Here is a 12,121-nt window from a genome sequence, read left to right as displayed (position 1 = left end):
GGGGGGGGGGGGGGGCCCCGCCGCCCGCTGACCGGCGCGGGGGGCGGGGGGGGGGGGGCGCGCCGGCCGGGCGGGGCCGCGCCGAACCGCCGCCCCCACGGTGACCGCCACCGCGGCCGGGCGGTACAGCCCCGCCGCGCGGGCACCGTGGGCCGCCCGCAGCAGCTCCGCCTGGGCGACGGCTCCCGCCCCGCTCACGCCCGCCGCCAGGACGGCGGCCGCGGCGTGGTGGAGGTGGCGGGCGGCGCTCTGCTCGGCGGGGGTGAGGACGTCGTCGTCCGCCGCCTGTTCGGTGGGAGCGGCGGGATCAGCGGGTTCGGTGGGTGAGGCGGGTTCGGACGGCCCGGACGGCCCGGACGGCCCGGACTGCTCGGGATCGTCCGTGGCGTCGGCCAGCGGGCACAGCGTGACCGCCGCCGCCCGGTGCACGCACGCCGGGGCGAGCAGGCAGCCGCAGTGCACGCCGGACGGGTCGGCGAGCACCCCGCCCGGGGCGTGCAGGACGAGCACCGTCTCCTCGTCCACCTCCACCCGCCACTCGTCGCCGGAGCTCGTCACCGGACGCTCCGCCAGCTTCGCCGCCGCGCCGTCCAGCCGCTTCTGCAACCGGGCGCTCAGCCCCGCCACCACCTCGGCGACCACCTCGGGCCGCACCCGCGGCCAACCGATCGACCCTGCCGTCATCGCACCTTCTCCCCCACCCAGCGGGCCAGTTCCAGCGGGCTCAGTGCCGCCACCGGCATGCCGGCCGCGACCAATCGGCCCGCGACCGCGGTCGAATACCGGGCCGTGCCCGTGTCGTCGAGCGCCGCGCAGCCGAGCACGTGCACGCCCGAGTCCACCAGCGCCCGGGTCTGCGCGAGCAGCGCGCCGACCGGGCCGCCCTCCTCGAAGTCGCTGATCACGGCGACCAGCGTGCGCGACGGCACCGTCACCAGCTGCCGCGCGTAGCGCAGGCCGGACGCGATGTCCGTGCCGCCGCCGATCCGCACCTCCAGCAGCAGGCCCAGTGGGTCCTCCACCCGCTCGGTCAGGTCGACGATCTCGGTGGAGAAGGCCACGAAGTGCGTGCTCAGCGACGGCACCCCGGCCAGGATCGAGGCGGTGAGCGCCGCCCAGACCGTCGACGCCTCCATCGAGCCGGAGACGTCCACCACGAGGATCAGCCGCCAGTCCGCCGACTTCCGCGCCCGCGTCCGGAACACCGGGCGCTCCGGCACGATCACGGTGCCGCCGTCCGGGGCGGGGCGGGCGGTGGCGAGGTTCGCGCGGATCGTGCGGTCGAGGTCCAGCCCGCCGCCCGGGCGACGGCTCGGGCGCGGCAGGCTGATGCCGGTCAGCGCCGGGCGCAGCCGGGTCGCCAGCTCGCGGGTGAGCTCCTCCACCAGGCGCCGCACCAGCGGGCGCAGCCCGGCCACCCGCGCCTCCGGCAGACCGCCCGCGTGCTCCAGGACGGTGCGCAGCAGCTCGACGGACGGGCGGGCGGCGCCCGGGTCGATCGCCTCCAGGGCGTCCGTACGGCCCTGGGCGACGGCCGCTGCCAGGACCTCCTCGCGGATCCCGGGCCCGAACAGCGCCGACAGCTCCTCGGCCCACTCGCGGACCCCCGGGTAGGGGGCCTCGCGGCCGCCCCGGCGGCCCCGGCCGTCCAGGCCGGGGCCGGAGCCCTCGCCCCGGCCGGAGCCGTACAACTCGTCGAGGGCGGTGGCGAGTCGGGCGGCGCGGGCGCCCCGGCCGGAGCCGCCGGGGCGACCGAGGAGCAGACGCCAGCGCTCGGCGGGGGCGAGGCCGTGGCCGGTCTCGGCGGGGGCGAGGCCGTGGCCGGTCTCGGGGAGGGCGGGCAGGGGCTCCGGGGTGCGGGCGGGTGCGGTGGGCGGTGCCGGGAGCAGTCCGAGTTCGCCGAGCACGCCGCGGGCGGCGAGGTCGGCCCTGGCCCACGTCGCCAGGACGGCGGGCGGCACGGCGTCGGGCAGGTCGACGAGCCGCGTGCCGAGGCGCTCCTCGACCAGCGCCAGCAGCCGGTCGCGGGCGGCCGGGCTGAGCGTGTCGAAGCCTCCGCGCAGAGCGGGCAGACGGTCGAGGAAGGCCTCGTCGGGCAGGGAGACGACTCGTTCCAGGACGGGTTCGAGTGCCTCGGGCGCGGCTGCGAACAGCCCCTCCGCGGCCGACAACAGCCCGACCAGTGACCGGGCGAGGGCATGGCGTGCCTCCGGCACGGTCGCGCCGTCGACCCACGACGCGGCCCGGCCACCGAGCTCGGCGGCCGGGTCCTGCCCGAGCAGGACGCGGACGGCCCCGGCGGCACCACGCACCAACGGGCTCCCGCCGTCGGCGAGTTCGCGCAGCACGTACCCGAGCCGGACCCCGCCGTCGAGATCCGCCCGCCGCGCCAGCTCCACCAGTGCCCGCGCGTCCGCAGGATCGTCGGACCCGCTCAGGCCCTCCAACTGCCGCACGGCAGCGGCGATCAGGAGGTCGCTGACGGCGGCCGGCGAGGAATGGAGGTGGGAGGGGGTGACCGCCTCCGGGGCGGTGCCGTGCGGCAGGGGGACGGCACTTCCGGGGGACGGCGTGAAGGGGTGACGGTCCGACAGCGCAGAACCGCCCTGCGGCAGAAGGACGTCGGGGCCGGCGGTGGGATCGGTGGCGGGGGCGCCGGGGAGCGCCGCTCGGGGGTGGGCGCCGGTGGGATCGGTGGCGGGGCCGGTGGCGGGGGCGTCGGGAAGCGCCGCTCGGGGGTGGGCCTGGGTGGGGGCGGCCAGGGACGTGGTGTCCGGTGCAGGCCCGGAGCCGACGTGGGCGCCACCCGGCACGGGCACGCCGCACACGACGCCCGGGGCCGACTCCCCCGCCGGCTCCGACTGCGCGCCCGGCGCCGTGACGGTGACCGGGGGCGCAGTGCCCTGCGCGGCGCCGTCTGCCGGCTCCTGTTCGGGCGCGGGTGGGGTCAGGGTCACGGGGAAGTGGCCGGCGGACAGGCGGTCCAGGGTGGTGAGGGCGTCGAGGAGGTCGGGGAGGGTGCCGGCGGCGGGGAGGGTGGTGGCGAGTTGGGTGAGGCGGGTGCGGGTGAGGGCGGGGAGGTCGCAGGCCGCGGCGTCGGCGAGGCCCTGGATGACGTCGCGCGGGGTGGGGCCGTCGGCCTGCTGCTCGCGGCGGAGGCGGTCGCGCAGGGTGCCTTCGGCGGCCTGGGCGGGGGTGACGCCGCGGGTGCCGGCGACGGTGAGCATCGCGGCGGTGGCCGGGGTCCAGTGCAGGCGCCAGCGGGTGCCGAGGGTTTCGGTGCCGCCCGGGCCCGTCGAGTCGACCCGGTCGCCGTAGGGGACGCCGCAGGCGGAGAGGCGGTTCAGCAGGGTCTCGCGGCGGCGGTCGAGGGCGCTGCGCAGCGGGTCGAGGCGCAGTTCGCGCGGGCCCGGTTCGGCGGGGCCGGGCAGGCCGAGCGTCCCGGTGAGGGCTTCGACGGCGGGGCCGAGGCCGCTGCGGGGTGCTGCGGGGGTGGCGCGGCCGGTGCGGCTGCCGACGAGGACGCGTTCGAGGGCGCGGGCGACGGCCCGGCCGCGGCCGAGGGGTTCCCCCTGGGCGAGGACGGTCTGGACGGCTTCGACGAGTTCGCCGCGGCCGGGGGCGGCGAGGCCGCGAAGGCGGGCGAGGTCGCCGGTGAGGCGCACGATCTCGCGGGCGTCGGCGGGGCCGGAGGGGTGGTCCTGGGTGCGCAGGGCCTCGGTGATGCGGACGGCGGTGGTGGTGAGGGCGGCGGCGAGGCGGTCCGGGTCGCCGGCCGCGTCGAGGACGGTGTGCTGCCACTCGGGGTCGCGGATGCCGGCCGGGTAGCCGGAGCGGGCGTCCAGGAGCGGGTAGGTGTAGGGGATGAGGGAGACGACGTGGGCGGGCGCCTCCGCGCCCGGCGGTTCGTCGTCGGCGTGGGGCCCGTGGGCGTGCGGCCAGGCGGCGTACGACTGGTCGGCGTGCGTTTCGTCGGCGTGCGGCCCTTCGAGCAGCGCCGGTGCGTGGAAGGCGCCGATCACGGCGGCGACGCGCCGCCCGCCGGCCGAGGCGGCCGCGATCCGGGCGCGCATCCAGGCCTCGCGCCGGAGGTCGTACGGGTCGACGCCGGGACCGGTCTCGGCGTCGCGGCGCATGGCCCAGCCGACCAGCAGCGCGGCCCGGCGGACCGCCTCCGGGGCGGAGCCGGGGGCGGCGGTCTCGACGAGGCGGTCCCAGAGGTCCTCGTCGCCCTCGCGGCCGGTGAGCCGCCGGCGCAGGGCGTCGGTGACGGACGGGCCGGCGGCCGGCCCGCCTGCGGACCGCTGCCCGGCGCCCCGGTGGGCGAGCGGCAGGTCGCAGGCGATGGCCTCGACGCCGTTGCGCCGGGCCCAGCGCAGGGCGGCGAGCTCCGGGGAGAAGTCGGCGAACGGGTAGAAGGCGGGCCCGTCCGCGCTCTCGGCGGAAGGGTCGGCAGGGGCCGCCGCGAGGGCGACCGGGGCCTCCGTAGCCTCGTCCGCCAGGTGGCCGAGCCAGGGCTGGAACTCGGCGGGGAGTTCGACCAGCACCGCCTCGGGCCGGGCGGCGTCGAGCAGCGCGGGGACGACCGCGCTGAGGGACGGCGCGTGGTGGCGCACGCCGATCAGGTAGGGCCCGGGCCGTTCGGTGCCGGCGGCGGCCAGGCGGGCCGCCGCCTCCTCGACGGCCTGCCGGGAGCCGTCGAACCCGGCGGCACCGGTCGGGATTTCGGGCATCACCGCGCTGCTCATGACCTCACGCCTCCAGGGCCGGGCGCAGGTCCCACAGGGTGCGCCAGGTGGCGGCGCCCTGTTCGGCGCGGCGCCGGACCGGGCCGTCCCAGTAGCCGAGCAGCCGGGCGGCGTCAGCCGGGTCGTCCTTGCGCACGACGCCGATCAGCTGGCCGGGCAGGCGGCCGAGCAGGTCGCCGCCGTCGGGCAGGTAGGCGGCGGTGACGCCGAGGGCGGTGGCGACCGAGACGGCCTCGGCGGTGCTCATCACCGTGGACGGGCGCTCGACGTCCCAGCCCTCGGTGGAGCGGCCGGTGCGCAGGTCCCGGAAGGCGGTGACCAGCGCTTCGAGGACGGCGTCGTCCACCGTGAACGGCGCGCCCGCGCGGGCGACGGCGGCGGTGGACTGGCGGCGGACCAGGTCGACCTCGGCGGCGAGGCTCGCGATCGGGCCCACCGTCTCGAAGTTGAACCGCCGCTTGAGGGCCGCGGACATCTCGCTGACGCCCTTGTCCCGCAGGTTGGCGGTGGCGATCAGGGTGAAGCCGGGGGCGGCGTGCAGCTGGGCGTCCGGGGTGCCCGCCAGCTCGGGGACGGCGACGCGGCGTTCGGAGAGCAGCGAGACCAGGGCGTCCTGCACCTCCGGCAGGCAGCGGGTGACCTCCTCGACCCGGGCGACGGCGCCGGCCGTCATCGCGGTGAGGACCGGGGACGGCACGAGGGCCTCCCGGCTGGGGCCCTTGGCGAGCAGGAGGGCGTAGTTCCAGCCGTACTTGAGCTGGTCCTCGGTGGTGCCGGCGGTGCCCTGGACGGTGAGCGCGCTGGTGCCGCACACGGCGGCGGCGAGCAGTTCGGAGAGCATCGACTTGGCGGTGCCGGGCTCGCCGACGAGCAGCAGGCCGCGCTCGCCGGCGAGGGTGACGACGCAGCGCTCGACCAGTGCCCGCTCGCCGACGAACTTCCGCTCGATGACGAGGCCCTTGCGGCCCGCCTTGAGCTTCTCGCCGTCGCTGCCGAGGACGAAGGTGACGACGGCGCGCGGGGTCAGCCGCCAGCCGGGCGGGCGCGGACCGGAATCGTGCGCGGCGAGGAACTCGAGTTCGGCGGCGTACTTCTCCTCGGGCGGCGTGATCTGCCGGGCGGGCGCGTCGGCCGGGGTCGTGCCGGTAGGGGTCGTGGTGGGGGCGGTCATCGGCGGACCTTCCTGCGCTTCGCGGTCTGGAGCTGTTCGTATCCGGGGGCGTCGCCGTCGACGGTCCGCTGCCAGGCGCGGGCGAACAGCTCCGGGACGGGCTGGTGCGGCAGCGCGGGACGGTAGGTGGCCAGCTCGTAGAAGTCGGCCTTCCAGGTCTCGGCGGGCAGGGCGGGCGCCTTGGCCTCCTGCCAGCCGCAGGGCAGGAAGAGCGTGCGTCCGGCGCGGGCCCGCTTGGCCTCCATGACGAGGCCGGTGGCGGCGAGTTCGGCGCGGGCGCGCTTGAGCCGGGCGGGCTTCCAGCCCGTCCAGCGGGCGGCGTTGCGGTCGGTGGGGTCGGGCAGGGCGAGGAGCTGGAGGTAGAGCGCGGCGGCGTCCTCGCCGAGGCCGTGGGTGCGGGCCGCCTCGGCGACGAGGGCGGGGACGGAGAACTGCGGGTTGTGCAGCCACCGCGCGTCGCCCTCGGCGGAGCCGGCCGGCTCCGTGGGGGCGGCCAGGTTCTCCGGTTCGCCGCCGAGGACGGCCGCGATGGCGGCGAGCTCGCTCGCGAGCCCGTAGCCCGCGCCCAGTCCCTCCAGCAGTTCGAGCACCTGGTCGTCGGCGCCGGTGAGCCCGGCGGGGCGCAGCAGGACCCGCTCCATGGTGCCGCCGCTGGGGGCGAGGACGAGGGCGGGGCCGCAGCGAACCAGTCCGTCGGGATCGGCGCCGCCCTCGGGGGGCAGGCCGTAGTGGGAGCGCAGGATCACGGCCAGCGACTGGCCCTTGGCGGTCTGGAAGAGGTTGAAGTCGAACAGGAGCTCCGGGTCCGCGAGGCGTTCACGCAGGGCGGTGGCGGTGCGCGGCAGCAGCGGGCGCAGCGGGCTGTCGGCGGGCAGGTGGTAGACGAGCCAGCGGAGGGCGTCGATGGCCCCGCGCAGCATTCCGAAGCCGGGGACGGCGGAGGCGTCGGCCGCGACCATCTGCTTCGACGACCCGTCGGGGGTGGTGGTGAGGCGGAAGGTGGTGGTGCGGCTCAGCCAGGGCGTCCGGTCGGGGTTGAGGACGGCCTCGACGTGGTCGACGTCGACGCCGGTGACGGTGGCCTGGGCGTCGTCGGGAAGGGTGACGAGCCGTCCGAAGTGCCGGATCCAGGCCTCGGCTCCGGCGGTGAGGTCGGGGCCGTCGCTCGGGAGGGTCTCGGGGTCGGCGGGCAGCAGCGCGGCCCAGACCTCGTCGAGTCCGGTGCGCTCGCGCCGGCGCAGCCAGTCACGGGCGGCGGTGGCCTCGGCGGCCTTGAGGCCGAAGTCCGGGAGCCGGTCGGCGGGCAGCACCGGGCCGTGCCACTGGAAGAGGGCGGGCGCCGCGGCGAGGACCAGGGAGGCCCGGGCCGTGCCGATGCCGGTGAGCTCGCCGAAGGCCGTGGCCCGCGCCCGGTCGGCGGGGACGGGCCCGTGCAGGGCGAGGACCCGCAGGAACGTGGCGATCCAGGCGGCGTCGAGCCGCTCCTCGGTGTTGCGCTCCGCGATGGTGGTGAAGTGGTCGACCGGACCGAACTCGCCGCTCGGGTCGTGGTCGACGGCCAGCCAGTACGCGTGGTCGCCGCGGGTGTTGCGGTGGCCGAGGATGACGACGGTGCGGTCGCCGTGGCGCAGCACCTGGCCCTGGCGGTGGGCGGTGGGCCGGCCGGTGGTAGTGCGCTCGGTGGGCTCGCTGAGGGCGATCTGGCGCACGGTGGCGCCGCGGTCGGCGAGCAGGCCCCGGGTGAGCTCGCCGAGCAGGAGCACGAGGGTGGAGCGGTGGGCGGGCTCGGTGAGCGGGGAGGCCGCGGCCTGGACCAGGAGGTGGAGTCGGCCGAGCAGGGGCAACCACGCGTGGTGGATGTCGCCGCCCTTGAGGTCGACGGAGGCCGGGCTGCTCCAGCCCTCGGCGGTGGCCGGGGGCGGGTCGGCGAGGACGGCGGTGACGGTGCGCAGGTTGTTCAGCACCTTCCAGGTGCCGGGGGCGCCCCACGAGGAGCCGTAGCGGTCGACGTCGGGCACCCAGCCGCTGACGGCGGCCTGGAGTTCGGCGTCGCGGCCGTGGTCGGGCCGGTACTCGGGGGGTGCGGCGGCGGTGGCGGTGGCGGCGGTGGGTCGAACCTCGGCCTCGGGCTGTTCGACGAACCGGCCGACGCCGTTGAGGAGTTCGGCGGCGATCCGGGCGAGTCCGGTGACGCCGGCGAGCAGCCGCGGGTCGGTGATGCCGGGGAGGGCTGCGCCGACGGCCCGGACGGGCAGCCTGCGGCGGGCGCCCCGGCGGTGCGTGAGTTTGCGGCGCACGCCCTGGACGGTGAGCCAGCGCTGCTCGTTCTCGGGCACCGGTTCGACGTCGGCGGGCCAGGCGATGTCGATGAGCGCGGCGGCCTGCTCGGGGGTGACGGCGCGCAGCACCTGCGAGCCGGCCTCGTCGCGGGGGCGCAGCGCGTGCCAGTGGTCGAGCGGCGGGACGAGTCCGGTGCCGACGGCCTGGAGGTCGCCGGGGCGGCAGGGGCTGAGGTCGACGGTGCGGGCGTGGTCGGCGGTGGCGACGTCGGGGCCGAGGTCGGGCAGGGCGAGGGCGAGGTGGTCGCGGATCGACCTGGTGACGACCGGGCCCGTCGGGGCGCTCTCTCCCGGTGCGGCGGCCGTGCCCGGCAGGGTGAGCCGGCCGACGGGGACGATGTCCGGGTGGGCCCCGTTCAGGGGCATGACGATCGTGCGGCCGTCGGCGCTGACGGTGGTGACGGTGCGCCCGGTGTCGACGCGCACCCAGCTGCCCAGCACTGTGCCGTCGGTGCCGAAGGGCGTGTGCTCCAGGCCGGGCTGGAGCGGCAGCAGCCGCGTACGGTCGAGGTCGAGCGTGCCCGCGGCGGCCGAGGCGGCGATCACGGGCGGTTCGGCGGCGCGGCCGAGGGTGCCGGTCGCCGGGTCGAACTCGTGCAGCGCCCGGCCCGTCGGGCCGTGCCGCAGCGTCCAGTGGCCGGTGCCGTCGCCGAGGACGGGGTGCTCGGCGGGCATCCGGGTGTCGCCCGTGTGCAGCGGGCGCTCGCCGGTGGTCCGGCCGCCGCCGGGCAGCGGGAGGGACGGGGCTTCGGGGTGCCGGTCGCCGTAGTAGTACCGGGCGATGGTCTCGCCGCCGAGTTCGAAGGTCTCGGCCGGGCGGCCGGACCAGTAGGCCCGCTGCTTGCCCTTCTCGTGCCAGACGACGAGGAGTTCGCCGTCGACGAAGCGCAGCCGCGGGCGGCTCCATTGTTCGAGCTTGGGCAGGCGCAGGGTGTGTTCCAGCACGATGCCCTGCGGGCCGACGACGACGGCGCGGTCCAGGCGGGCGAGGATCAGGTGCGGCCAGGCGTCCTCGACGATCAGGCCCTGCAGGGTGCGGCCGCCGGGCGTCTTCCCCAGGTCGTCGTCCTGGCTGCCGACGGGATCGGAGGTGGTGCCGGGGGACTTGGGCGGGTCGGCGAGCTTGTCGAGCGCCTCCTCCAGGGCGGGCCAGCCGAGTTCGTCCAGGATGCCGGCGCCGAGCGCGCGGGCGAGCAGCCCGGCGACGTCGAGGGCCGCGATCCGCTCGGCGGCGGCGGGGGAGATCGACCGGAGCACCGAGCGGTACGGCGAGAGCGAGCGCACGAGGTCGGCGGCGCCGGCCAGGCCGCGGGCGGCCGCCACCTCGGCGGCGCGTTCGTCCGCCCACTCGGCGAACAGCTCGCGCAGCAGCGGCAGCGCGGGCAGCTTCTGCTGCACGGCCGTCTCCCACGCCGAGGGCGTCGCCGCGCGCAGCACGCCCCGGAAGCGGGGGTCGGCGGCGACGGCGGCCAGGTCGGGGCCGGTGGAGCCGCTGTGGCGGGCCCAGCCGGTGAGGTCGAGGCCGAGGCCGGCCGGCGGGTCGGCGACGGGCACGCCGTCGGCCAGCAGCCGCTCCAGCAGGTCGAGTTGGGTGGTGCTGCGGCGGATCCCGGTGAAGAGGTCGACCGGGGTGCCGTCGGCGCGCAGCCGCTCGGCCATCCGGCCCGCGAGCGCCACCGTGGCGGCGCAGGTGGGCCGGGAGCCCCAGCCGCGGCCGATGTGGTCCGTCCAGCGGCGGAGCCAGGCGGCGGGCGCGGTGTCCTCGGCGCCCTGCGCGCCCGGGGTGTGCTCGGGGCGCGGACCGGTGAGCAGGCCCTCGGCGCCCGTCTCGGCGAGCACGGCCAGCCAGGCGGCGTCGTGCTCGGCGACGCCGGAGTTGGCGCCCGCCGTGGGCATCAGCTCCAGCAGGCGGACCCGCACCGCTTCGTCGCGCCTGCCGAGGGCGACGAGGGCGCCGTGCCAGGACTTCCAGAACGCGACGGGTGCCCGGTTGGCCGCCGGTGCCGCCAACAGCTCGGCGAGCAGGGACTGTTCGTGCTCCTCCCGGTCCAGTCCGGCGGCCTTGACGAGGGCGCGGGCGTCCTCGGCCACCCCCGCGTAGGGGGCCATGCCGGCGGCGGCGCGCTCGGTGCACAGCTGGCGGAAGCGCTGCCAGGCCGTCGCCGCGTCGAGCCGGGCGCCGAGCGACTTCACGTACTGCCGCAGGGACTTGACGGTGAGCGCGCCGGCCAGGGCGAACTCCAGGAAGACGGCGCGCAGCCGCTCCTCGTCCACCCCCAGGCCGTGCGTGCGCTCGGCCTCGCGGGCCTTGCCGAACCAGCTCGCGGCGTAGGTCTGGTTGCCGACCCCGAGGAAGATCCGGCCGACCTCCTCGCAGAAGGTGGGCAGGAAGTGCGGCACGGCGCGGCCCAGGCGCGCGGCGAGCGCGTCGAAGCCGTCCTTGGCGGCGCCGGGCTTGGACTTGGCCTGGCGGGCCAGCCGCTCCAGCTCCTTGACCAGGGCCAGCGCGTGGTGCCCGTTGGCCGGGTCGTGGACCAGCGCCCACGCCGGGAAGCCGAGCGCCTCCTGGCGCACCTGGCCGACCTCGGCGGGCTCGGCCTGCGGCGCAAGGCCGAGGAAGTCGACGGCCAGGTCCTCGGCGGGGCCGAGCGCGCCGGGCACCAGCCGGACGATCCGGCGGCCGTCGAGCGCGGGGTGGGCGTAGGTGCGGGCGGTCAGCACGTCCGCGGCGCTGTCGGAGCGGCCGGCGCCGGGCACGGTGCCGGCCGGGAGGACGGCGCCGGCGTCGAGCAGCCGCTCGTGCCGGCCGACGTCCGGCAGGGCGCTCTGGCCGGTGCCGTCCGGGCCGGTGCCGTTGGCGGTGGTGCCGTTGGCGGTGGTGCCGTTGGCGGTGGTGCCGTTGGCGGTGGTGCCGTTCAGGCTGGTGGCGGTCATGCCGCTTCCTCCCCTTCGATCGTGCGGCCGGCGTACAGCGCGGCGGCCATCCGCATGCCCTCGGACCACGCCACCGGACCGACCTGCGCCAGCGGCAGCGCCCGGCCGTCCGGCCCCGCCCAGCTGAGCGGGCCCGTCTCGCACTCGTCGTAGTCGTAGTAGTCGCCGACCCACAGCCGGGCCTCGACCGTGCGGCCGTCCTCGACCACCGGCACGACGGCGCTGCCGCCGCGCACCCGGTAGCCGAGCCGGGCGCAGCGCCCGACGAGCTCGCGCAGCTCCTTGTAGCGCCCGCCCGCGTATGTGGTGACCTCGGTGCCCGCCGGCACCTCCGCCGGCCGGTGCCAGACCTCGCGGTAGAGCTGCTGGACCCGCTGCGAGACGCCGAGTTCGACGGCGAACTCGCGCAGGTCGTCGAGGTCCGCGAGGAGGACGGGGTGGGGTATCCGGATCTCGCCGTCGGCGAGGCGCACGGTGTCGCCGTCCGGGTCGACCAGCCCGAGCCCGCGCTCGGCGTCGGCGTCGCGCAGGAACCCGGCGACCTCGCCGTCGGCCCCGGTGACGACCAGGTCCCGCAGGACGCCGCGCCAGGCCTCGTCCGCCCACACCGCGGTGACCACGGCCGCGGGCACGGGCAGCGAGCGCACCATCCACCGCTCGACGTCCTCCAGGCAGCGCCGCTCGTGCGCCCCCAGCCACTCGGCGAGCTGCCTCAGCTGGGTGACCACCGGATCGTCGCCGAGCTTCGGCGGCACGGCCTTCAGCTGCCGCCCCGCCGCGTTCCGGCACAGCACCGTACCGTCCCCGTCGAGCGCGACGCGGTACCCGCCCGCAGTCGTCTCCACCCATGCCACAGCCGTTCTCCTCCCACCTGTCGGTCAGCGATGGGAGGAACGTAGCGAGGCCCACTGACAACGCGACGCCCAGGG

4 protein-coding genes and 1 pseudogene are annotated in these 12,121 nt (G+C 77.6%); all 5 read right to left on the bottom strand.

Annotated features, from left to right (window positions below; all coding sequences use genetic code 11):
* Positions 1-684: pseudogene (locus ACFV4G_RS03985) on the bottom strand (hypothetical protein); the annotation flags it as partial.
* On the bottom strand, positions 681-4,748 hold the full coding sequence (locus ACFV4G_RS03980; protein WP_380436171.1) for a DUF5682 family protein: 4,068 nt from the start codon (positions 4,746-4,748) through the stop codon (positions 681-683). The gene ACFV4G_RS03980 and the pseudogene ACFV4G_RS03985, both read right to left, overlap by 4 nt.
* A 4-nt stretch (positions 4,749-4,752) precedes the next feature.
* Entirely contained in the window at positions 4,753-5,919 is a 1,167-nt protein-coding gene (locus tag ACFV4G_RS03975; RefSeq protein ID WP_380436169.1) for an AAA family ATPase, read from the bottom strand.
* Complete coding sequence (locus tag ACFV4G_RS03970) at positions 5,916-11,192, bottom strand: hypothetical protein (protein WP_380436167.1); 5,277 nt, start codon at positions 11,190-11,192, stop codon at positions 5,916-5,918. Before ACFV4G_RS03970 ends, ACFV4G_RS03975 begins: the two co-directional genes overlap by 4 nt.
* Positions 11,189-12,046, bottom strand: coding sequence for a DUF4132 domain-containing protein (locus ACFV4G_RS03965; protein ID WP_380436165.1), 858 nt, complete (start codon positions 12,044-12,046; stop codon positions 11,189-11,191). The genes ACFV4G_RS03970 and ACFV4G_RS03965 overlap by 4 nt, the downstream gene beginning before the upstream one ends.
* Positions 12,047-12,121 lie beyond the last annotated feature (75 nt).

The sequence above is a fragment of the Kitasatospora sp. NPDC059747 genome (assembly GCF_042732955.1).
Taxonomy (GTDB): domain Bacteria; phylum Actinomycetota; class Actinomycetes; order Streptomycetales; family Streptomycetaceae; genus Kitasatospora.
The sequence above is the reverse complement of the archived record's forward strand: the minus strand, read 5'-3'. Positions and strand labels throughout refer to the sequence as shown.

Bases quoted from the DNA above. Each gene is read 5' to 3' on its own strand.
- ACFV4G_RS03975 (WP_380436169.1), bottom strand. From the start codon at position 5,919: ATGACCGCCCCCACCACGACCCCTACCGGCACGACCCCGGCCGACGCG.
- ACFV4G_RS03980 (WP_380436171.1), bottom strand. From the start codon at position 4,748: ATGAGCAGCGCGGTGATGCCCGAAATCCCGACCGGTGCCGCCGGGTTC.
- ACFV4G_RS03970 (WP_380436167.1), bottom strand. From the start codon at position 11,192: ATGACCGCCACCAGCCTGAACGGCACCACCGCCAACGGCACCACCGCC.